The organism is Sinomonas halotolerans (assembly GCF_039615075.1).
Taxonomy (GTDB): domain Bacteria; phylum Actinomycetota; class Actinomycetes; order Actinomycetales; family Micrococcaceae; genus Sinomonas; species Sinomonas halotolerans.
In genome coordinates, this window is sequence record NZ_JBDFRB010000014.1 from 19136 (window position 1) to 41687 (window position 22552).

At 69.3% G+C, this 22552-nt stretch carries 14 protein-coding genes; 9 read left to right on the forward strand and 5 right to left on the reverse strand.

Annotation, left to right across the window (positions count from 1 at the left end):
• The first annotated feature begins 224 nt into the window (after positions 1 to 224).
• Positions 225 to 1109 (forward strand): ParA family protein, encoded by an 885-nt coding sequence (locus ABCQ75_RS13425; RefSeq protein ID WP_427916104.1) that lies wholly within the window; start codon positions 225 to 227, stop codon positions 1107 to 1109.
• 80 nt (positions 1110 to 1189) lie between these two features.
• Positions 1190 to 2452 (forward strand): ParB/RepB/Spo0J family partition protein, encoded by a 1263-nt coding sequence (locus ABCQ75_RS13430; protein WP_345885956.1) that lies wholly within the window; start codon positions 1190 to 1192, stop codon positions 2450 to 2452.
• 5313 nt (positions 2453 to 7765) lie between these two features.
• Here ABCQ75_RS13430 and trxA read toward each other — a convergent pair.
• The 5 genes from trxA to ABCQ75_RS13455 all read right to left on the reverse strand — a co-directional run bounded on the left by trxA (position 7766) and on the right by ABCQ75_RS13455 (position 13576).
• Positions 7766 to 8095, reverse strand: a complete 330-nt coding sequence (gene trxA / locus ABCQ75_RS13435) for a thioredoxin (protein WP_345885957.1) — start codon at positions 8093 to 8095, stop codon at positions 7766 to 7768.
• A 28-nt stretch (positions 8096 to 8123) separates the two neighbouring features.
• Positions 8124 to 9089 carry a thioredoxin-disulfide reductase gene (gene trxB, locus ABCQ75_RS13440; protein WP_345885959.1) on the reverse strand — a complete coding sequence of 322 codons (966 nt, stop codon included), beginning with the start codon at positions 9087 to 9089 and terminating at the stop codon, positions 8124 to 8126.
• Positions 9090 to 9341: 252 nt separating this feature from the next.
• Positions 9342 to 11009: an ABC transporter substrate-binding protein gene (locus tag ABCQ75_RS13445; protein WP_345885960.1), complete on the reverse strand. Its 1668-nt coding sequence runs from the start codon at positions 11007 to 11009 to the stop codon at positions 9342 to 9344.
• 130 nt (positions 11010 to 11139) lie between these two features.
• Complete coding sequence (gene murJ, locus ABCQ75_RS13450) at positions 11140 to 13059, reverse strand: murein biosynthesis integral membrane protein MurJ (protein ID WP_345885961.1); 1920 nt, start codon at positions 13057 to 13059, stop codon at positions 11140 to 11142.
• A 10-nt stretch (positions 13060 to 13069) separates the two neighbouring features.
• Complete coding sequence (locus tag ABCQ75_RS13455) at positions 13070 to 13576, reverse strand: NUDIX hydrolase (protein ID WP_345886024.1); 507 nt, start codon at positions 13574 to 13576, stop codon at positions 13070 to 13072.
• 139 nt (positions 13577 to 13715) lie between these two features.
• Between ABCQ75_RS13455 and ABCQ75_RS13460 the strand changes: the two genes are divergently transcribed.
• From ABCQ75_RS13460 to hrpB, 7 genes are all read left to right on the forward strand, one after another.
• Positions 13716 to 15221: a CCA tRNA nucleotidyltransferase gene (locus ABCQ75_RS13460; protein ID WP_345885962.1), complete on the forward strand. Its 1506-nt coding sequence runs from the start codon at positions 13716 to 13718 to the stop codon at positions 15219 to 15221.
• Positions 15218 to 15817 carry a histidine phosphatase family protein gene (locus ABCQ75_RS13465; protein WP_345885963.1) on the forward strand — a complete coding sequence of 200 codons (600 nt, stop codon included), beginning with the start codon at positions 15218 to 15220 and terminating at the stop codon, positions 15815 to 15817. Before ABCQ75_RS13460 ends, ABCQ75_RS13465 begins: the two co-directional genes overlap by 4 nt.
• Positions 15818 to 16563: 746 nt before the next feature.
• Complete coding sequence (locus ABCQ75_RS13470) at positions 16564 to 16785, forward strand: hypothetical protein (RefSeq protein WP_345885964.1); 222 nt, start codon at positions 16564 to 16566, stop codon at positions 16783 to 16785.
• A 116-nt stretch (positions 16786 to 16901) separates the two neighbouring features.
• Complete coding sequence (locus tag ABCQ75_RS13475; RefSeq protein ID WP_345885966.1) at positions 16902 to 17753, forward strand: trypsin-like serine protease; 852 nt, start codon at positions 16902 to 16904, stop codon at positions 17751 to 17753.
• 186 nt (positions 17754 to 17939) lie between these two features.
• Positions 17940 to 18221: a hypothetical protein gene (locus ABCQ75_RS13480; RefSeq protein WP_345885967.1), complete on the forward strand. Its 282-nt coding sequence runs from the start codon at positions 17940 to 17942 to the stop codon at positions 18219 to 18221.
• A gap of 41 nt (positions 18222 to 18262) precedes the next feature.
• A complete protein-coding gene (locus ABCQ75_RS13485; protein WP_345885968.1) occupies positions 18263 to 19726 on the forward strand; it encodes a glycosyltransferase family 87 protein in 1464 nt (487 codons plus the stop codon).
• Entirely contained in the window at positions 19723 to 22512 is a 2790-nt protein-coding gene (hrpB, locus tag ABCQ75_RS13490; protein ID WP_345885969.1) for an ATP-dependent helicase HrpB, read from the forward strand. Before ABCQ75_RS13485 ends, hrpB begins: the two co-directional genes overlap by 4 nt.
• Positions 22513 to 22552 lie beyond the last annotated feature (40 nt).

Below are 22552 nucleotides of genomic sequence, written 5' to 3' on the forward strand. Positions count from 1 at the left end.
GGGGCGAGCAGCCGCTAGGCTAGAGGGAGGCATCCCGTGCGAGGCGAAAGCGAGGAACAGTGAGCGGTGGAGAGGTTTCGACCCAGAGGATTCCACCGTTCCTGACGCTCGGGTCGGCACGTTCTTCGATCTTTGGGGGCCCCGCCGTCCCCCCTCAACCGTTTGCGGTTGACCAGCATGCATCCGTTTCACGTGAAACTGATTCTCTGAAGGGACCGACGGTTGTGGATTCCATCGACGATGAGAGCCCTATCGCGACCCAGCTGGCAAGCGAGGCCAGAAGGCGTGAGCGCCTGATCGGGCGCGAGCTGCCGCGGCCGGAGAAGACCCGGGTCTTCACGGTGTCGAACCAGAAGGGCGGGGTCGGGAAGACCACCACCGCCGTCAACATCGCGGCAGCGCTCGCCACGGCCGGCCTCAACGTCCTGGTGATCGACATCGATCCTCAGGGGAACGCCTCGACGGCCCTCGGCATCGAGCACCACGCGGATGTCGAGAGCATCTACGACGTCCTCATCAATGACGTGGCCCTCGCGGACGTCGTGGCCGCTTGCCCCGACGTCGAGAATCTTGAGTGTGCGCCCGCGACGATCCACCTCGCGGGTGCGGAGATCGAGCTCGTCTCCCTCGTCGCCCGCGAGCAGCGCCTCAGCCGTGCGATCGCGAACTACGCGAAGCAGCGCGAGGCCGACGGCAAGCCTCGGCTGGACTTCATCTTCATCGACTGTCCTCCGAGCCTTGGCCTGCTCACCGTGAACGCATTCTGCGCGGCTGGCGAAGTCCTGATCCCGATCCAGTGCGAGTACTACGCGCTGGAGGGCCTGAGCCAGCTCCTGAAGAACATCGAGATGATCCAGAAGCACCTCAATGCGGACCTCCAGGTGTCGACCATCCTGCTGACGATGTACGACGGCCGGACCAACCTCGCTGCCCAGGTCGCGGCCGAGGTCCGCGAGCACTTCCCGCAGCAGGTGCTCGACGCAGTCGTCCCGAGGTCGGTGCGCATTTCCGAGGCGCCCAGCTACCAGCAGACGGTCATGACGTACGATCCGTCGTCGACGGGCGCCCTCTCGTACCTTGAGGCGGCAGCGGAGATTGCCGAGCGCTAGCCGGCCGTCCGGTTTTGCGCCACATCACACGCAGCGAGTCGATTGCCCGTATGGGCGGGTTCTAAGGGAGGATATGCGCTATGAGTGACAAGCGCCGTGGTCTCGGGCGGGGGCTGGGGGCCCTCATTCCGAGCACTGGCCAGCCAGCGGCAGGCACCGCGACCCCGTCGCGCCCTGTCGATCTATTCTTCCCGGACTCAGGGCACCGCGGTGAACCGTCGACTGCCACTGCTCCTGACGCGTCGGCCAAGGACGAGTCTGCGCCCGGCGGTCCGGCGGATGAGGACACCGCACAGGTGATCGATTCGGTCGTAGCCCAGGGCGAGTCGGCGGACACGGTCACGCCGGACAATACTGGGGGCCGCGGGCGGAATGCAGCGAAGTCTGTCACGACGGAGGACAAGTCGAAGGCGACGAAGCCCAAGACCGCTGCCTCTGAGGGTGTCCGCCCCGCCCCGAAGAAGGCTGGGGGCACTGCGAAGAATGCCGCTGCCGGGCAGGCGGGGGACGAGGATCTCGACCTCGTCGAGGTTCCGGGTGCACAGTTCGCCGAGCTGAGTGTCGGAGACATCCGCCCCAACGCACGTCAGCCCCGGTCCGTCTTCGACGAGGACGAGATGGCCGAGCTGGTGCATTCCGTACGCGAGATCGGCGTTCTCCAGCCGATCGTAGTTCGGAGATCAAGCGAATCGGGTAGCGAACCCTACGAGCTTGTGATGGGTGAGCGGCGCTGGCGCGCGACCCGCGAGGCTGGCCTTGAGACGATCCCGGCCATCATCCGCGAGACCGGCGATGAGAACCTGCTCAGGGACGCGCTCCTCGAGAACCTCCACCGCAGCCAGCTGAACCCTCTCGAAGAGGCTGCGGCGTACCAGCAGCTCCTCGAGGACTTCGGAGCTACGCATGAGGAGCTCGCAGACCGGATCGGCCGTTCCCGCTCCCAGGTGTCCAACACCATCCGCCTGCTCCGCCTGCCGCCCCTCGTCCAGCGCCGCGTGGCGGCCGGTGTGATCACGGCAGGGCACGCGCGTGCGCTCCTCTCCCTTCCGGATGAGGCTGCGATCGAACGCATGGCTCAGCGAGTGGTGTCCGAGGGCCTCTCGGTCCGCGGAACGGAGGAGGCGGTTGCGCTCTATGAGGCTCCGAAGGAGCAGCAGCGCCCGTCCGTCAGGCCCAATGCGCGGCATGAGCGCCTTGATTTCCTCGCATCTTCGCTCGCTGACCGGCTCGACACCAACGTGAAGATCACCCTGGGCGCCCGCAAGGGGAAGGTGAGCATCGAGTTCGGATCGGTCGAGGACCTAAACCGCATCATGTCGCTCATCAGTCCCGAAGAGGCCTGATCCTCCCTTCAACCGACTGATCCGCCCGCTCCACGTGGCTCGGATGGGCGTCTCTCCGCGAGGAGAGGCGCCCATCCTCTATGGGGTGCGCGTCCGTACGCGGGTGCGCGCTGTGTCGGAACGGTGGCTTCCAGGACCATCCCGGGCCTCTGCGCTTCCACAGGGGTGTCGTTCCTTGTGGGCCCCCGATGTGCTCGACGGCTCTGGTGCTGCTTTGGTGCTGGCCGGGTGGTGGGCCAGCGCCCGCGTCCGAGCGCCGCGGGGGATGTTTCACGTGAAACGCGAACGAGCTCGCCGGTTTTTCGGATGCGAAGTGTTTCCTCCGCGGGGCTGCGAAGCTTGAGCGCAGGGATCTTTATCCTAGGCGCACTGGCAAGGGATCCCGTCCGCGGAGGCTGTGACCCTGCATCCAGGCGTAGGCACGGAAATGGTTCAACATGGCCAGAGTCAGGAGAGTTCGTGGACAGGGGAGTGTTGAAACTCCCTGCGCACATGGCGCCCGCCGCGCGTTTGCTCTTTCATACCTATCCCTGAGTCCGTCGCTGGATCGGGTTCACGGCGCCGGTCCAGCTGCGCAACAGCCTCGGTACGTTCGTCGGTGATCTGAGCGAGCGCAATTGGGGTACGCGGACTTGCTACCGCCGCATCCAGACCACTCGGTTTGCGTTGGGTGCAGCTGTTCCTTTGCGTCTGTCCGTCTACGCCTTCGTCTGTCTCCGCCCAACCTTCCCTCAACGGGCCTGATGTCTCCGTCAAATCGTCCGTCAGCAGGGGCTTTCGGTTAGTGTCCCAGCCGTGTCGGGAGACTAAGTGCGCGCTAGGTGCCATGGGAGCAGGGGTTCTGTGAGGGACCTCAGGGGAACCACGCTGCGGCGATCGGTGTACTACATCGTGTTTGCGGAAGAGAAGTCGATGCGGTTCTTGGTGCTCCTAATTGTGCGCGCTATTTCGGATGTTCGGTGCAAACGCAACGCGGTGCAGTGTGGGGTTTCACCGTCTCGCCCGGATGCCAGGCGTGACGGCGGTGGTCTCGCTCCAGCGATCATGAACGTGTCTCCTCGGGTGGGTCTTCCGCAGACTATCGGGCGAATGCGTTCCGGATTCCGCGCAGTCAGGCGTGGACCCGCAACCCTGGGTCTGGACCATCCCAGCGCCGCCCTGAGCGAAGGCGATCTGATTCCCGTTCGGACACCTACGTCTGAGTCTGATGAAGATTCCACCTCATGATGACGCCGACGGCTTCTGTCGTGCAGGATCCTTCCTGTATCCATTGGTCTGCGCAGCCGGCGCGGCCCCCAGCCGGAAGTGCGTTCGGGGCAATTCCGGCAACGCCATCGGTCCATGACGAACAAGTCCGCTGTAACACCGTGCGGTTCTGCTCGAGGAACGGATCTGCCCCGCAGGGATGACCCGCAAGTGACGCGACCGACGCACTGCGCGCGGTGTGACCGCCACGTGACCCCGGTAGCGGGCTGCGCTGGCTGGGTCGCCGTGTGCAGGCACACTGTCCGCGTGACCAAGAACGCCCCGTCGGAAACATCGATCCGAAATGGAGTGCAGTTCAGAGAACCACGCCCTGTTTGCAGCTAGAGCAAAACCACAACTGAGCAATGGGGAAGACCGAGGCGACGTAATCCCGAGCCAGCAGGCGGGGAACGCAAAGAGCGACAAGGCGGTGGTCGACGCTGAGGGCGTTCGAAGCTGCTGTCCCGAACTCTTGGCTGCAAGAGGCAAAGTCCGAGCACGCGGGCACTCGGGCCGACAGCCGCGCAGCGGCAATGTTTCACGTGAAACGGGAGGCTCGCTGCTACCGCGAATCGGCCGTCCTCTGCGGTGCGCCTGGGCCCTTCGGCGCCATGGTGTTTCACGTGAAACATCCTGTCCCCGGCCTCTCCTCAGTTCCTGCCAGCGCATGGAAGGAAGTTTCACATGAAACGCCCACCCTCAAGCGCCGTCGTCGACCACAGATCAGGATGGAACAGAGCCCCATATATGTCTCAGCGCTGGTCGTCCTCACAACTTTCGCTCCCTGGGAGCTCTGCGGGCCGAATGGTGAGGCTTGGCAGCCCAGTAGTTCTCGAACTCGGATGGCGAGGGCCGGCTGCCCTTCCGGTAAGGGCGCCACAGCACGTTCGCCCCTGTCGTACGAAGCGGTTCAGAGTCTGACTCGGGCTACCGCCGGACTACGTCGGCGCCTCTTGGCGGACTGCACCGTTGCTTAGCATCCCGGGCGCTCAACCCCCAGCGCGAACGCGCGGTACCTACGGAGCGACGGCTGGGGTGCAGAACGAATTGCCGTCTCCTGCGCGCCGAGTGAGCGGGGCCAGAACCGACCAGTTTTTGGCGCGCAATGGGTTCCACAACTGCTGTGGATACCCCCGGGTAGTCGAGGCGCAGATCGCGGCGCATCCTGTGGATAACCTTGTGGACGGTCAACGAAGACGAGCGACGGTCAATGTGCCTCGGACCTGCGCTCGAGTGTGAGAGCGGAGGTGTTCAAAGAGCCCCGCCCTAGCGTGCAAGGGTCCATGCAGGGGACCGGACGCGACCGGCGGGGAAATCTGCCCAGAGCGTTTGGCTTTATCCCCGAAAACCAGCAGAAGGGCCGTCTGGATGTCCTAAGAGGCGCCAGATTGTGGGGTCCTCGGTGTTCAAGAGATCGCCGTGCTCATGGGCCTCAGTGAGCGCGGCGTCACGGACTGATCCATGAGCCCTGTGGATAAGGTGTGGACGGAGGCTGTGGATCAGGCTGTGGATAATTCAAAGGGACAGCCGTGGAGCCCGGCTGAGGATGTGGATTTCAGGGGAGTGGGAGCTGGCGTCTTCGTCCCAAAAAGGGGCGGTACACGGACCGTGCCGATGGTCCCTCCATGCTGTGCAGCTCACGGTGTAGGCCCGGAGCCCCGGGCAGCGGCCGGTGTCGCCCGGGGCCGTGCAGCTGCCGTGCCCCTGGTGTCGCAGCGGGGCGTGCAGCTGCTGGGTCCGTGCCACCAGGAACGGCGACGAGGGCTTCCCCTGAGAGTTCGACGAGGAGACGCATGGGGCAATCGGTCTGCAGCGCCCGCGCTTGATGACTTGGTGCTACCAGGTGTGTCTCTAGCATCCGCCGGGGGACGGGGACCGGTCACATCGCGTGGTCGGGGCCGGGCTCCAACGAGGAAGCTGCTTCTACGGATACATGCAATTCGCAGCGTGACTGTTGAGGATCAGCCGCGTGCCGGCACCTCAACTTCCTCCCGTGTCTCGCGGCTCTGGATGTCTGGGCCCCTCTGAAATGCCCGGTGAGGACAAGCGTCGTAGGAGCCGCCGCCACCACTGCGGAGACATCTGGTCGAGGGCGAGCGCGCTGACGGCACACGGTGGCCGGCACCGTATGTTTTCACGCCGTATGGGCGGCTACTGCCGGCGCGCTCTCTGTCGAATGAGCGGGCGGCCTGCCTGGCACGGCGCTGTGTGTGGATTATGGGGAGCTCGGGCGTGATGTGGCCGGAAGCGACAGCCATGAGATGTTCGGCCCGCTAGCGGCGTGACGCTCGATCAGGCCTAGGTTCCGCATGCGGACCCGCATGGGTCGAAGGTGCTCTGTCTTTGGCAAGACAGGACGAGCCGCAGGAGCCTGTGTGGTTCGAGGCCGCGCAGGCAGTGTATGCGCCGCCGTCCACAGTCTTCGAAGTTGTGTATAGAGAGGGCTCCGAAGGGAGGCGCGGGTGCTCACGGCGCGTTGAAAGCGTGGCACTTCGCGGTCTTCGCGTCTGCTTGAATGAGAACCACTGTCGCCGCGCAGAAAGGAGTGGCACCCAATCGGTTCGGACATCGGAAGCGCCTGCCCTCACCTGAAACCCTAAGCGTCGCACCCGAGGCAGAACGAAGCCCGAAGGAGAGTGGCACGGCGAGGTGTGAGAGAGCCTAGAGATACCGGAAGGGTCGGGACAATTTCGCGCATCCGGCTTTGCGGACTCTCTCGGAGGTCTGGCGCGCCGGCCCTTGTTTCACGTGAAACAGAACCACCGTGTTTCACGTGAAACGCGCCCGCCCCCCACCCAGCCGAGTTCGGGCGGCGCTCAGCTGAGAAGCCCAAGGTGCTCGAAGCGCGGGGCGGGTTGAGACGAAGCGATCATTCCGGAACCTGGTTGGCCGGTCAGGATCGAGTGCTGAGACGAGGCGACCGGGGAGGCTATTCTTGGCTCCCCACTCAATCCGGTTCGCTGGCCCTTCAAGGTGTGCGCTGGCTCGTTCGGGTTGTCTACTGAACTTTCTCGTTCGGGTTATCTGCTGAACTTTCAGGTACCCGAGAATGTCGCGGCGGCGCCGGCCCCCGTCGAGACCTTCGGAATTGGCGTAGAAGGGGACGTCGGGCTCAATGCACGCGAGGATCAACAGCGGCAATGCCACTGTACGAAGCTTCCCTGACCGGGTTTCGCTGTATTGGCCGCGTCGCGTATTGGGTCGATTGGGGTCGATGGAGCTCAGTAATGGGCCGACGACCCTGTCCCTATGATCGACCGCAGGAGTGGCGCCCATGAGAGCGGGGTCGGGCTGCGCTTGCGAATCGGTCAACGGAGAGATCTTCAACCGGACCTGCCACGTGCGAGCAAGGAGTCAGACTCGAATGGATCAGACTCGAATGGATCAGGAAGGGCTCTGGCCACGACGGATCCCGTACAGGAGCTGAGCGAAGGGCGGAGGGCCCTACTGATTCTGCGGCGGAGGACCCTACTGATTCTGCACAGGGCCTGAGTGAAGGACGGGAAGACTCTGCACACATCCCAAAATTCGCACACATTCAGGCACCGCGGCTTCGCAAGGAGCTTCGGTCTCAGCATCGGGGGTACGTCGCGTCGGTGACCAGAGTGCCGCCGGACATAGGAACAAAGCAGGGTACTGCGAGCTCATCGAGCCATGTCACGCCGCAAGCTCATCGTGTTGTACCTGAGTTGTGATCGGCCAGGGAGGGCCGTCTTGGTTTGCCGAACGGGGGCCTCCCGCGCCCGGGCGAGCACGCAGCAGGGAAGTCGCGGGCGCGAGCAGGCGCGAAGGTCGCAGTCAGGAGTCGGTGGGAGGGTCATGGAAAGCAACGCGATTCGAGTTGATCGACGGAACAGGACCTCCACGTTCGGCCGTGCCGGCGGGCAACGGCCCGCGCAAGAGTTGTGCGCGGCAGAACGGCGATCGCAGATCGGGTGGAAGCTGCGCCGGTCGCTGCGATAGACGGCCCCTTCTCTGCTCGTGCACTGCCAAAGAGGACATGGATGTTTCACGTGAAACGCAGAAGGAGCGGAAGCCCCGAGGCGTCCGCTCCTTCTGGGTGGGGTCCTACTTGGTGAGAACCTCGCTCCACTCCTTTTCGAAGTACTGCTTCGGGCGGGCACCGATCACCGTACCGGTGACCTTGCCCTTCTCGAAGAGGTAGATCGCAGGAATGGAGGTGATGCCGTACTCCGCCGCAATGTTCGGGTTGTTGTCGACGTCCACCTTCACGACCTCAACCCGGTCCGCATACTCGACCGAGATGTCATCGAGGATGGGGCCGACCTTGCGGCATGGGCCGCACCACTCGGCCCAGAAATCGACGATGACCGGCTTCTCTGAAAGAAGCACCTGGTCGGTGAAGTCTGCGTCCGTGACGTCCTTGGCGTTGCTCATCTCTGCCTTCCGATCTGTGGGGAGTTTGTCAGGCCTGCGAAGCGAGGACCGGAGCCTCGACATCGGCGAGGTAGTGCTCGACATCAATAGCCGCAACGCAACCAGAGCCCGCTGCGGTAATGGCCTGACGGTACGTGGGGTCCACGACGTCGCCCGCGGCGAAGACGCCGGGGATGGTGGTCTTGGAGGTGCGGCCCTCGACGGCGATCGTGCCTTCCGCCGTCAGGTCGAGGACGCCCTTGACGAGGTCCGTGCGCGGGTCGTTGCCGATGGCCACGAATACGCCGGTCACGGCAAGGTCCGAAATGGTGCCGTCCACCGTGCTGCGGAGCTTGAGCCCAGTCACCTTGTTCTCGCCCACGACGTCAGCGACCTCGGAATTCCACGCGAAGCGGATCTTCTCGTGGGCGAGCGCGCGCTCGGCCATGATCTTGGACGCGCGCAGCGCCTCACGGCGGTGCACTACGGTGACGGAGCGTGCGAACTTGGTGAGGAAGAGGGCCTCCTCCATCGCCGAGTCGCCACCGCCGATGACGGCGATGTCCTGGTCCTTGAAGAAGAAGCCATCGCACGTGGCGCACCAGCTCACGCCGTGTCCGGACAGGCGCTTCTCGTTGGGGAGCCCAAGCTCGCGGTAGGCAGACCCGGTGGAGATGATGACGGCGCGGGCCTTGTAGGACTCGCCGCTCGCAAGGGTCACGGTCTTGACCTCGCCCTCGAGGTCCACGGACTCGACGTCCTCGAACTCGATCTGCGCGCCGAACTTCGCGGCCTGCTGCTCGAGCTTGTCCATGAGCTCCGGGCCCTGAACGCCCTCTGGGAAGCCGGGAAAGTTCTCGACCTCCGTGGTATTCATGAGCTCGCCGCCCGCAGTCACCGAACCCGCGAAGATCAACGGCTTGAGGTTGGCTCGCGCAGTGTAGATCGCGGCCGTGTACCCGGCGGGGCCCGAGCCGATGATGATGACATCCCGGATGTCTGCGGCAGTGCTCACTGGCTGTGTCCTCTTTCTGATGTGGTCATTCCGCGGTCTCGGCAGTGACAACGCGCCCTCAGAGGGCTGTATTCCGCGGCTTCGTCCGGTCCCAGCGTACCGAGCGCCCGCGGGGCGGCCTAGCTGGACACCGCCCACGCAGTACGGCCCCGGTCGGAGGACCGGGGCCGTACTGGTCTCGAGTGGCCAGCTCAGGCGCCGGACACCGTGGCAGGGTGACGGGCGCTCTGGGCAGAGGGGATGATCCCTGCGCTACTGCACCGTGACCTCGGCGAGGCGGAGGCCGAAGTCGTACTGTGTCTGCGGCGCCGAGAGGCGCGGCAGCGCGTTGACCTGGATGATCACGTACTCCGCGGTGGGAGTGTTGGCGACCGGAACGGAGATCTGGGGCCCGGTGAAGGACGTAGTCCCGGCCAGCTTGGCACCCGTGAGATCAGGGGCGCTGTTCGTGTACACGCTCACGTTGCCGCCGGAGCCGCCGGACTGCTGGATCATCACCTGGGAGACCTTCGCGGGCTCCTTGAGCTTCACGGCAAGGGCGACACTCTTGACAAACCCGCCCCAGTCCGGCGAGGCGAATTCCATCCCGGACCAGTACGTTGCCGTGTTCCCGTCGATCGCCTTGGGCAGATCATTGTCGAATGAGCTTGCGAACTCGAACTCGCCTGGGTTCACGCGCGTCACCGAGTCGACTGCGGGCGGGGCGGCCGAGGCCTCCGTCTCCTCGGCGGTAGGCGATCCGGAGCCCTGGCCCTCCGTCTCGCCGCCCGTCTGTCCCTCCGTCTGCTGCTCCGACTGCGTGCTGGCCGCCTGCGGCTGGAAGAGGCCCCCGAGCGTGGTGAACGCGAAGATCAGGGCCGCCACGAGCACGACAGCCAGAACGCCGCCGACGAGCCACGGGACCGAGCGCTGCTTCGGCTCGTCATCCTCGTAGTCCTCTTCATACTCGGACTGGGGGACGACGCGCGCGGCTTGCGGGAACGTCCCCGCGGGCCGGCCGGCAGGAGCGGCCGAGGGGCCCGCGGCGCCAGGGCGCTGAGGCTGCTGCACCGCGTGCGGGGCCGTCCCGCCTGCCGAACCCTGGGACGGCCACAGCGAGACCTTCTCCGAGGCAGCGGCCCCGGCCCCGGCTGCCGCCGCACCGGCTGCTGCCGCACCCACGCCCGGGCGCTGAGCCTGATCACCTCGGCCTGCCTGGCCGGCCGCCTGTCCCGGCCGGCCTGCCTGACCCTGCTGGACCGGATGCGCCGCCGTTGGCGCGGAACCCGGGCGCTGCCCTGCACCTGCCCCGGCGGCACCGGTCCCGACGCCACCGGCCGACCGAGGCGGGGCAGGAGGCTGCGGCGGAATGGCACCAGCGCCCGCGGCGCCTGCGGCCGCTGCACCCGCAGCCCCCGCAGCCCCCGCCCCGCCGCCGGACCGCGCAGAAGGCGCCGTCCCGGCGTCGTGCGTCCGGGCGGGACCGCCCTGCGGGTAGTCCTCGTACCTGATGTACTCCTCGGGGCGTCCGGAATCCACGGTGCCCTCATACGTCTCGGGCTCGAGCGAGCGCTGCTCGCCGAAGATCTCGCTCCCTAGCGTGTCGGTGAAGAACGGCTCAACGTACGGCACGTCCTGCGGGACGATGAGGTCCAGGAGCGCCGCCGGAGACGTGTGGTTCGTGATGAGGTAGGTGGCCCCGTGGCTCGTGCCGAGGTCGAGGATCTGCACCGTCCCGTGCCGCTCGCCTGTGGCCACCTCGCGCGCGCTCTGCGCCAGCTGGTCGGCGTGGCCCGGAGCGGAGACGAGGATGCTGACCGGACGGTTCAGGACCTGGTCCACGCCGTCGAGGACAAGATCGCCATCGTGGGATTCCACGATCGAGGACGTGACCTTGTAACGCCCCCCGAGCACAGCGCCGACGTCGATGGACTGGGACACGGAAACCTCCTGGTCGCTGGCCGGGCGGGCCGGTGCCGCACCGAGTGCTGCTAGTGATCCTAGCGGACCCGCCCCTTCCAACCCCGGGAGGCGGTCCAGGTTCCGCCCTCGGGGAACAGACCGCGTCGGCTCACTGCTCGGGGAAATGCGGGTTCTGGCCGGGCGGGCCCTGGAACGTGCGGCGCCCAGGCAGCACCTCGATCCGCGTGGTGTCCGGGCGCGCGCGGTACATGCTCGGGTCGAACTGGCCCGAGATGCGGGGGATGATCCCGGTGTCGTCGGAGAGCGTCTCCACCTCCGGGCGCACGGGGGCGGGGCGGTCCGCGGGGCGGGCGGCAGCACCGGCGTCGTCCGCGGACGACGCCGGGGTCCCCCCTCGGCTGCCGAGCCGTCCCAGGATGGGCCCCACCAGATCGCGCAGCTCGGTGACGCGGAAGGCGCGCAGCAGGAGGGCGTACACCGCGAACATCGGCACCCCGATCGCGGCGACCGCGACGAGGGCCGCCCAGCTCGAGGACCAGATGAACCCGTCCGGGCTGTACCCGCCCAGGAGCGCGACAGCGGCCGCGCCGACGAGCGCCGAGCCCGCCGCCGCGTAGCCCATCCGGATGTACGAGCGGGCCACGTGGGCGCCGTCGAGGTGGCCGAGCAGCCGCCGGAGGTAGTGCCCGCTGATCACCACCGAGAAGATGTTGCCCACCGTGTAGAGCCCGGCGATCGCGAAGATGATGTACCGCGGCGGAAGGTACTGGATCCCGAACGCGCCAGCCACATTCAGGCCGGCGAGCCAGAGCTGGATGAAGAAGGGGGTGCGGGCGTCCTCGTTCGCATAGAAGACCCGGGCCATCATGAAGTTCGCGCTCATGAACGGCGTGCTGAGCGCGAGGATGCTGAGCGTCTGGGCCAGCATGACGCCGTCGGACGCCTTGCCACCCGAGAAGAACATGCCCAGCGGGGCGGCGAGCGCGAAGAGGGCGAGGGCGCTGAAGACAGTGGCGACGGCCATGGTGCGCAGCCCGTGCGAGAGGGCCTCGCGGACGCCCCGCCGGTCTCCCTCCTGGGAGGCCTTGGTCATGCGGTTGAACAGGACCGTGGCGAGCGAGAGGGCGATGATCGAGTGCGGCAGGAGGTACAGCTGCGAGGCGATCTCGAGCACCGTGTTGCCGGGGATGCCCTGCCACGCCGGGTCGCCCGCCGCGCGCAGCCGCTCGCGCTCGGCACCGGGCAGCGAGGCGATCTTCATGACGTACAGGAAGGTCAGCTGGCCCACGGCGGCGGTCGCGAGGGTCCACGCGCCGAGCCGGGCCGCCTGCCCGAGACCCACCCCGCGCCACCCGAACGCGGGGCGCAGCCCCAGCCGGAGGCGGTGCACGGGGATGAGGAGCAGCGCGGTCTGGACCACGACGCCGAGGGTCGAGACGCCGGCCACGAGCACCGTGTGCAGGGGGGTCCAGGAGTCGAGGGTGTGCGGATTCGCGGCGCTCGCGCCGAAGATCCAGATGAACATCCCCAGGCCGCCGATCGCGACGATGTTGTTCACGATCGGGGCCCACATGGCAGGGCCGAACGCCCCGTGGGCGTTGAGGACCTGCGTCAGGAGGGCGTAGAGGCCGTAGAAGAAGATCTGTGGGAGGCACCAGTACGCGAACACTGTGGCCAGCGCGAGCTGCTGCTGGCTGTAGCCGGCCGTGGTGAGCTGCATGACGATCGGCGCCGCGAGGGTCACCGCCGCCGTGAGCCCGAGCATCACGAGCACGCCCAGGGTCAGCAGCCGCGAGATGTAGTCCGCGCCTCCGTCCGGGGCCCGGCTGGCCCGGATGATCTGCGGGACGAGGACGGCGTTGAACACGCCGCCGGCCACGAGCAGGAAGATCAGGTTCGGCAAGTTGTTCGCGTTGACGAACGTGTCCGCTACCGTTGCGCCGAGGCCGAGGGCGACGATCAGCATCCACGAGCGCACGAACCCGAGCGCCCGGGACACGAGTGTGCCCGCGGCCATGATCGCGCTGGACCGGGCCTCGGAAGCGGGGGCGGGTCTCGACGCGGCCATCCCTACGGCCTCACGAGAGCAGGTGCTCCGGGAGCACCTCGCGGGCCAGGTCCGCGATGCGGCGCTCGTTGGGGAAGGACAGGCGGCGGGTGAGCTCCGAGATGGGCACCCAGGCCACGTCCACGGCCTCGTGGTCCGGATCGTTCTCGATGGTCAGGTCCCCGCCCACGGCGCGCAGGAGGTAGTGGTGCACGGTCTTGTGGACCCGGTGGCCTGTGACGGTGAACCAGTAGTCGATGCTCCCGAGCGGGGCGAGGATCTCGCCGTGGATCCCGGTCTCCTCGCTGATCTCCCGCACGGCGGCGCGCTCGTTGGTCTCGCGGCCCTCGGGGTGGCCCTTGGGCAGGCACCACTCGAGCCGGCCGCCGCGGTTGACGCGGGCGATGATCGCCACCGGCAGGTTCGGGTCCGTGGTGTCCACGACGACGCCGCCCGCCGAGACCTCCTCGACGGTGGGCAGGGAGGACGGGTAGGGCTGTCCGGCCGGGGCGACGTGCGGCCCGATGGCCGACGGCAGGGGCGCACTCCTCCTCTTCTGAGGATCGCTCGGCAACGGGATGACCATGCGGTCCACTCTAGCCAACCCCGGGGCAGACCGGACGGCCCCGCGCCCGGTGGCGGAGCGGCGCGCTGGGATCTGCCAAGATTTAAGGACTATGGCAGCGCATGAGAGCACCCCCGAGGGAACCCAGCAGACCGGCGTGCAGTTCAGGGTGGACCCGGTGGTGCTCGAGCTCGGCCAGCGGTTCGCCGATGCCGGGTTCGAGCTGTCCCTCGTGGGCGGGCCCGTGCGCGACCTGTTCCTGGGCCGCACGTCGCCGGACCTGGACTTCACGACCGACGCGACCCCGGACCAGACGCTCGCCGCCGTCAGGGGCTGGGCGGACGCGCACTGGGACATCGGCCGCGAGTTCGGAACGATCGGCCTGCGCCGCGGCGCCCACCAGATCGAGATCACCACATACCGCGCCGAGGCCTACGACCCGGAGTCCCGCAAGCCGGTCGTCGCGTTCGGCAAGGACCTCGTGGACGACCTCGAACGGCGCGACTTCAGCATGAACGCGATGGCCCTGCGCCTCCCTGAGCTCGAGCTCGTGGACCCGTTCGGCGGGGTCCGGGACCTCCACGCCGGCATCCTCCGCACCCCGGGCGCGCCCGAGCTCTCCTTCTCCGACGACCCCCTGCGCATGATGCGCGCGGCCCGCTTCGCGTCCCAGCTCGGCGTGGACGTGGCCCCAGAGGTCCGCGAGGCGATGACGGCGATGGCGGACCGCATCGACATCATCTCCGCCGAGCGGATCCGGGACGAGCTCGTGAAGCTCGTCAACGGCGCCGCGCCCCGCACCGGGATCGACCTCCTCGTGGAGACGGGCCTCGGGGACCGCGTGCTCCCGGAGGTACCGGCGCTGCGGCTCGAGGCTGACGAGCACCACCGCCACAAGGACGTCTACCAGCACTCGCTCAAGGTGCTCGAGCAGGCCGCGGCGCTCGAGACGGACGCGGACGGTCCCGTGCCCGGCCCGGACTTCGTGCTGCGGTTCGCGGCGCTCATGCACGACGTCGGGAAGCCGGCCACGCGCCGCTTCGAGCCGGGCGGCGCGGTGAGCTTCCGGCACCACGACGTGGTGGGGGCGAAGATCGTGAAGAAGCGCATGAAGGCGCTGCGGTTCGACAACGACACCATCAAGGCCGTGGCCCGCCTCGTGGAGCTGCACATGCGCTTCTACGGCTACGGGGACGCGGGCTGGACAGACTCAGCCGTGCGCAGGTACGTGACCGACGCCGGGCCCCTCCTCGAGCGGCTGCACCGGCTCACGCGCTCGGACGTCACGACGCGCAACCAGCGCAAGGCGGACCGGCTCTCCTTCGCCTACGACGACCTCGAGCAGCGCATCGCCGAGCTGGCCGAGCGCGAGGAGATGGCGGCGATCCGCCCGGACCTGGACGGGCAGCAGATCATGGCGCTCCTCGGGATCCGGCCGGGCCCCGTGGTGGGTCGGGCCTATCGGTTCCTGCTCGAGGAGCGCATGGAGCACGGACCCCTCGGCGAGGAGGAGGCGAGCCGGCGGCTCGCGGCCTGGTGGGCCGAGCAGCCGGAGGCATCGCACGCGGTGGACGAGCGGGAGAACGTGAAGGACAGCAGGAACGGAGAGGGCGAATGAGCGGCATGGGGCTTCCCGGGGCCGAGGACTACGGCCTGACCCGCCTCTGGCTGCTGCGCCACGGCGAGACCGAGTGGTCCCGCAGCGGTCAGTACACGGGCCTCACCGACCTCCCGCTCACCGAGGAGGGCGAGCAGCAGGCGCGGGACGCGCGGGAGGCGCTCGACGGCGTCGACTTCGGCCTGGTCCTCACCTCGCCGCTGCAGCGTGCCCGGCGGACGGCGGAGCTCGCCGGCTTCGCCGATGCGCAGACTGAGCCGAATGCCGTGGAGTGGGACTACGGCGACTACGAGGGGATCCGCTCGGCGGCGATCCGCCAGGAGAACCCGGATTACCTCATCTGGACCCACGGGGTCCCGAACGGCGAGGCGCTCGAGGCCGTCGGCGGCCGCGCGGACCGGATCGTCGAGCGCGTGCGCGCCTCGGGCGTCGAGAACGCGCTCGTCGTGGCCCACGGGCACTTCTGCCGCATCCTCGCAGCGCGCTGGCTCGGGCTCGATGCCGCGGCAGGCCGGCATTTCATCCTCGGCACGGCGAAGGCCTGCCGCCTGGGGTGGGACAAGAAGACGCCGGCCATCGAGGCTTGGGGGCTCTGAAGTCCCCGCGCTCCGGCCGCCCCGAAGAAAATCTCTGCGAATTCTGATTTCCGGCTTGAAATTATCCGCGGGAATAGCCTAGCTTTGTGATGTGCCCCGAATCCGGGGCGTTCTGCTGGCAGCAAAGGAGGCTGGGTCCCATGATGATCATCGCGAACCTCATCCGCGGTTGGAATGGCACGGACCGTCGCGAGCCCACTGCCGGCATCTTCACCGCCTAGACCTGGAGCGCACGGGGCCTGGGGTCCCGCACTCGTTCTCGTGGCGCGGTTCTCGCAGTTCCTGCCCTGCACAACAGGCCCTGCCCTGCACAACGGGCCAGCGCACGCACCGATGGTGTAGCAGAAGGCCCGCCATGCCGGTGAAGGCTGTGGCAGGCTGGATCCTTTGGCGGCCAGGCTGGGTCTCCCGGGCCTCGCGGGCCGGCGGAAGGCTTCTGTGCATCCCTGTCCTCCACCGGGCCGACGATCGGAGAGAGGGCCAGTGCTTTCTCTTCGGGGCGAATTCCTAGAGGAATTCTTTTCCCTGATGGAGTGCGCCATTCTCCTGCCGCTGAATGGGTAATTCCACTTCTGATCCGATTCATCCCCTTGGCTCTAATTCGGGTGGAGTGTGCCCGACTTCGGGTGAATCGGCTCCGGCCAACGGCCTACCCTCTGCCTGCTCCGGCATGCCCTCTCCGCCGTACCTTCGCGCGGGCCGTCCCGTCCCCGTCCTGTCCTGTGCTGTTCCGTCCGAGGAGACACATGCCCTCCGCCCTGCGCACCCCCAGCGCAAGCCTGATCTCAAGCCAAGCTGCACGCACCGCCGTCGTGCGCCGGAACCAGCGAACGGAGGTGAAGACCATGGTCACGCACCTGCGCGACGCCCTCGCTGTGCTGCTGCGCGCGAGCCGTCCCGACGAGGAGCGGATGGCGCGGCACCGCGACGCCGTCTACCGCCGCTTCCTCCGCCTCCCGCTCGGCTGAACCGGTCCTCTGGGCTGGCCCGTGCTGGGATCCATGCGGTTCTCTGATGGGACCTAGCCAGCAGACCCCGACGTGTGAAGAATGTCTTTCGCACACTTCGGGGGAAGGAACCTGCAATGAAGACCAAGATCGCTGCCGTCACGGCTGCCATCGCCACGGCGCTCGGCCTCGCGGTGGCAGCCGGCCCCGCCCAGGCCAGCACCGGCGGCACGCCGGACGGGGAGACGCACGCCGGCGTCGCGATGATCCTCTACTACGCGGACGGTGGACGCTACCGCTGCTCGGCCGCGCTCGTCTCGCCGACCGTGCTGCTCACGGCAGCCCACTGCACGGACGGGACGGACGGGAAGACCTTCGTGACCTTCGACTCCGTGGTCGCCGAGGAGCCGCCGTCCGGCCTGCCCGCGGCCGCCGACCCCAAGGCCGGGTTCACCGAAGCGGACCTCGCGGGCGAGATCGCCGGGACCGCCGTGACGCACCCGGACTACTCCGGGTTCCAGGATCTGGACTCGTGGAACGACGTGGGCGTGGTGGTCCTCGATGCGCCGGTGAGCGGGCTCCCGGTCTACGGGATCGCCGGCCTCGGGACGCTGGACGAGATCGCGCCGGGCGACATCCCGTCCACGATCGTCACGGCCGTGGGCTACGGCACGGAGGTGCGCAAGCCCGCGAGCGGACCGCAGAAGCCCACACCGATGTCCTACCCGCTCATCCGCCGCTACGTGGACATGCCGCTCCAGCGCGTCATGCCGCAGGTGTTCCAGACGATCGGCAACGAGCACGACACGCGCGGCACGGGCGGGACCTGCTTCGGCGACTCGGGCGGGCCCGTCTTCCTCGGCCACGAGATCGTGGGCGTGACGAGCTACGGGCTGACCTCCAACTGCCGTTACATCGACGGCTACCAGCGCGTGGACATCCCCACGGTCCAGGACTGGCTGGCTGACGAAGGGGTTCCGACCCCGTAGGTGACCGGCCTGCCCGGGAGGACCTCCCAGAGAGGTCCTCCCAAGGAGGGCCCGCGCGGGTCGTGGCGCACGTCACAGTCCGGCCCTATCATCGCGGCAGGTCTCGAACCGTGGCGTCATGGTGCGCCGTGCTGCCGGCCCCTCCGGAGCGGCGGCGATGTGTCCGTCCTCGATCCCGTGACGCCGATGACCCTGCACCCCAGCCCCCGCCTGTCCAGCCACCCCATCGCAGCCCTGCGCGCCGCTGCCGCCCGCATCGCAGCGTGGCATCCGCTGGCCGGGGCGAGGCCACGGCCTGACGCGGGGCCTGCAGAGGCGAGGCCCGCCGTCGCAGGCCCTGCCGCGGAGGCAGGGCCCGCCGTCATGCCTAGTGCCGGGAAGCCCCGCGCCCGCTGGGACGCCGCCTACCTCGAGGCGAGGAACGAGGACGTGTTCCGCCGGATGAGCCAGGACCGCTCGCTGCACTGAGGAACGAGCGCTGTCAAGAGGCCGCCGGTAAGCTCGGGGCCATGGAGTCGAGGCAGGACGGCAGCGCCACCCACCACCACGCGGTGATCTCACCGACCCGCAACGACCCCCTCCTCGGCACGCTCTCGGAGGCCGTGGGCGGCCCGCTCGGGGAACACGCGGCGCCCGGAATCGTCCGCAGCGGATTCTGGACCCCCGAGCGCGTGCTCATCGTCCTGACCACGCTCGCCGCCGTCCTCGGAGTGGTCCTCAAGGGCTACTGCCGGGTCAACGGCTGGACCACGCCCACCCATTTCTACGCGACGTGCTACTCGGACCTGCCCACGCTGTTCAAGGAGCGCGGGCTCGCCGAGGGCGTCCTGCCCTTCTTCACCCCGGACGCGCTCTTCGAGTACCCCGTGGTCATGGGCCTCATCGCCGGGGCCACGGCGCTCCTCGTGCCCGGGACCGTGGTGTCCGAGGCCCGCGCCACTGCGTACTTCGACCTCAACGCCGTGCTCATCACGGTCATGTGGCTCGTGGCCGTCGTCGCGACCGCGCGCTCCAACCGCCGCCGACCCTGGGACGCCGCGATGCTCGCCATCGCCCCCGGCGCCATCCTCGCCGGCTTCATCAACTGGGACATGTGGGCCGTGGCGTTCACCGCGCTCGGGATCCTCGCCTTCGCCCGGAGACGGCCCCTGTGGGCCGGCGTGTTCATCGGTCTGGGCACGGCCACCAAGCTCTACCCCATCGTGATCCTCGGAGCCGTCCTCGTCCTCGCCGTCCGCACCGGCAGGTACAGGCCCCTCGTCCTCACGGCCGCCGGCGCCGCCGCCGCGTGGACCGCCGTCAACCTGCCCTTCTACCTCATGAATCCGGCAGGCTGGGCGTACTTCCTCGAGTTCACGCGAGAACGCCCCGCGGGGTTCTCCTCGGTCTACTTCGCCTGGAACCTCATCGCGGAGCGGCTCCAGTGGGTCATGCTCGACGCGCCCGGCATCAACGCGATCGCCACCGCGTCCTTCCTCGCGGCGTGCGCCGCCATCGCCGGGATGGGCCTCCACGCCCCGCGCCGGCCGCGGCTGGCCCAGCTCGCGTTCCTGATCGTGGCCGCGTTCGTGCTCACCAACAAGGTCTACTCGCCCCAGTTCGTCGTGTGGCTCATCCCGCTGCTCGCCCTTGCCCGGCCACGCTGGCGCAGCTTCACGGTCTGGATGGTGGTCGAGGCATTGCACTGGGGTGCCGTGTGGATGTACCTCGGCCAGTGGACGAGCGGCGGCTCCCCGCAGAACAACATCGACTCCCCGTACTACGTCGGCGCGGTCCTCGCTCACATGGGAGCCCTCCTGTACCTGTGCGCGCGGGTTGTCATCGACATCTACCACCCCGCCCGGGACCCCGTCCGGCTCAGCCGTCAGGACGATCCCCAGGGCGGCGAGTTCGACGGCGCCCCGGACGCGCTCACGCTGGCCTCGGCCTCCAGCTGGGCCAGGGGCCGGCGGGGCCCCGTCAGGGACCGGTGACCGACCCGCAGCCCTTCGGCCTCGTCCGGATCGGCGCCGGCCTCACCTTCGCGCAGGCGCTCGGGCAGCTCGAGGCGGTGCTCCACGACGCGGTCGCGGGCGGCGGACCGGCTGCCGTGGTGCAGGCCCCGCCCGGCTCGGGCAAGACCACGCTCGTCCCGCCGCTCGCGGCCAACCTCGCCCTGGCATCGGCGCGTCGGGCATCGGCTGAGCACGACGCCGGGCCCCCGCCGCGCGTCGTCGTGACCCAGCCGCGGCGCGTCGCCGTGCGCGCGGCCGCGAAGCGCCTCGCCACGCTGGACGGCACCCGTCTGGGCGAACGTGTCGGCTACACGGTCCGCGGCGAGCGGCACACGGGCCCGGAGACGCTCGTCGAGTTCGTCACCCCCGGCGTCCTCCTGCGCCGGCTGCTCGCGGACCCGGGCCTCGACGGCGTCGCGGCCGTGGTGCTCGACGAGGTCCACGAGCGCGGCCTCGAGACCGACCTCCTCGTGGGCATGCTCGCCGAGGTCCGCGCACTCCGCGGCGACCTCACGCTCGTGGCGATGTCCGCAACTCTGGACGCCGCCCGCTTCGCCGCCTTGCTCGGCGGCCCGGCGACCGGGGAGGGCGACGGCGGCGGCCCGGCCCCCGTCGTCGACTGCCCCTCCGCCCTGCACCCGCTCGAGGTGGGCTGGGCGGCGTCGAGGGCGCCGCGGCTGGACGAGCGCGGGGTGACGGGAGCGTTCCTCGACCACGTCGCGGACGTGGCCCTGGCCGAGTCCACGGCCGAGCGCGCGCGTGGTCGCGACGTCGACGCGCTCGTCTTCGTGCCTGGGGCCCGGGAGGTGTACCACGTTGCCGGGAGGCTCCGCGCCCGCGCCGCCGGCACCGAGATCCTCGAGCTCCACGGTCAGGCCCCTCCCGCGGAGCAGGACCGCGCCGTGTCGGGACGGCGGCCGGGGGACCCGCCGCGGATCGTCGTCTCGACCGCGCTGGCCGAGTCCTCGCTCACGGTCCCCGGGGTGCGGCTCGTGGTCGATTCGGGGCTCGCGCGGGAGCCGCGGCGGGACGCATCGCGGGGGATGTCCGGCCTCGTGACCGTCTCGTGCTCGCGTGCCTCGGCGGAGCAGCGCGCGGGACGCGCGGCGCGGCAGGGCCCGGGCCGGGTGGTGCGCTGCTACGACGAGCGCGCGTTCGCGGCCTTCCCCGCCCAGTCGACGCCGGAGATCGCCTCCGCGGACCTCACCGAGGCGGCCCTCGTGCTCGCTTGCTGGGGCGCGCCGGGCGGGGCCGGGCTCGCGCTCCCCGACGCGCCTCCCACAGCAGCGCTGGCGGACGCGGTGCGCACGCTCGCGTGGATCGGAGCCGTGGACGATGCCGGCCGCGCGACCCCGCTCGGACGTTCCCTCGCGCGCATCCCGGCGGATCCGCGGCTCGCCCGGGCGCTCCTCGAGGGTGCCGCGCTCGTGGGTCCGCGGGCGGCGGCCGAGACCGTGGCGATGGTGGCCCGCGACCTCCGGCCGCCCGGCGCGGACCTCGAGCGCCTGCTGGCCGAGCTCCGGCGCGGCGCCCGCTCCGGCCGCAGCCCGCAGGCCCGGGCGTGGGCCGACGATGTCCGGCGGTTCGAGCGCCTCGCCGCAGCCCGCACCCCCGACGCATGGCCAGATCCCACCCCGCGCGTGGCCACCTCTCACCCCACGCCTGGCCAGGTCTCGCCCGACGCGTGGCCAGATCCCACCCCGCGCGTGGCCAGCGCAGCGGATACGGTGGGGATCGTCGTCGGGCTCGCCTTCCCCGCCATGGTGGCCCGGCGCGTCCCCGGCGACCGCGAGCAGTACCTCCTCGCCTCCGGCACCCGCGCGGGCCTCCCGGCCGGAAGCCCCCTTGCCGGGCGTGAGTGGCTCGCCATCGCCGACGCCGCGCGGGCGGCGGGACGCGACGCGGCGGGGACGGGCGCCGTCGTGCGTGCCGCCGCGCCGATCAGCCGGGAGACCGCCGAGGCCGTGGCCGCACACCTGCTCACGGACCGGGTCGAGGCGCGGTTCGAGAGCGGGAAGGTCGTGGCGCGGAGGGAAAGGCGGCTCGGCGCGATCCAGCTCGAGTCGACGCCGGTGCGGGCCGGGCGCGGGGAGGGGCACGCCGCCGTCGTGCGCGCCCTCACGGCCGAGGGGCTGGGGGTGATCGGGTGGTCGGATGCGGCGGACGGGCTGCGCCGCCGGCTCGCACTAGTGCGCGGGCAGCTGGGCGATCCGTGGCCGGACGTCGCGGAGCCGGCCCTGCTCGCACGCCTCGACGAGTGGCTCGCGCCGGAGATCGATGCCCTCGCGGACGGAACCCCGGCACGCGCCGTCGACCTCGCGGATCCGCTGCGCCGCCTCCTCCCGTGGCCCGACGCGGCGCGCTTCGACGAGCTCGTGCCGGAACGGCTCGAGGTGCCGAGCGGCTCGCGCGTGCGGATCGAGTACCCGCCGGTCGAGGAGCGCGGCGGGATGTGGCCACGCGAGGGGCGGGATGTGGCCACGCGAGAGGAGGGCAACGGGCCGGCGCCGGTCGTGGCCGTCAAGCTCCAGGAGTGCTTCGGCTGGGCGGAGACGCCGCGCCTCGTGGACGGCCGCGTGCCCGTGCTGTTCCACCTCCTCTCCCCGGCCGGGCGGCCGCTCGCGGTGACCGCAGACCTCGCCTCGTTCTGGTCCGGACCCTACGCGCAGGTCCGCGCAGAGATGCGCGGCCGGTACCCGAAGCACCCCTGGCCCGAGGACCCGTGGACGGCGGTCGCGACCGCGAAGACGAAGCGGCGGATGTAGCCGGCGCCCCTTGTCCCGTCCCCGGCGCAGCTGGCAGCGT

What these genes read in the sequence shown, in the direction of transcription:
- ABCQ75_RS13430 (WP_345885956.1), top strand. Translation starts at nt 1,190, where the DNA reads ATGAGTGACAAGCGCCGTGGTCTCGGGCGGGGGCTGGGGGCCCTCATT.
- ABCQ75_RS13470 (WP_345885964.1), top strand. Translation starts at nt 16,564, where the DNA reads ATGCCCTCCGCCCTGCGCACCCCCAGCGCAAGCCTGATCTCAAGCCAA.
- trxA (WP_345885957.1), bottom strand. Translation starts at nt 8,095, where the DNA reads ATGAGCAACGCCAAGGACGTCACGGACGCAGACTTCACCGACCAGGTG.
- ABCQ75_RS13485 (WP_345885968.1), top strand. Translation starts at nt 18,263, where the DNA reads ATGGAGTCGAGGCAGGACGGCAGCGCCACCCACCACCACGCGGTGATC.
- murJ (WP_345885961.1), bottom strand. Translation starts at nt 13,059, where the DNA reads ATGGCCGCGTCGAGACCCGCCCCCGCTTCCGAGGCCCGGTCCAGCGCG.
- ABCQ75_RS13480 (WP_345885967.1), top strand. Translation starts at nt 17,940, where the DNA reads ATGACCCTGCACCCCAGCCCCCGCCTGTCCAGCCACCCCATCGCAGCC.
- ABCQ75_RS13465 (WP_345885963.1), top strand. Translation starts at nt 15,218, where the DNA reads ATGAGCGGCATGGGGCTTCCCGGGGCCGAGGACTACGGCCTGACCCGC.
- ABCQ75_RS13460 (WP_345885962.1), top strand. Translation starts at nt 13,716, where the DNA reads ATGGCAGCGCATGAGAGCACCCCCGAGGGAACCCAGCAGACCGGCGTG.
- ABCQ75_RS13475 (WP_345885966.1), top strand. Translation starts at nt 16,902, where the DNA reads ATGAAGACCAAGATCGCTGCCGTCACGGCTGCCATCGCCACGGCGCTC.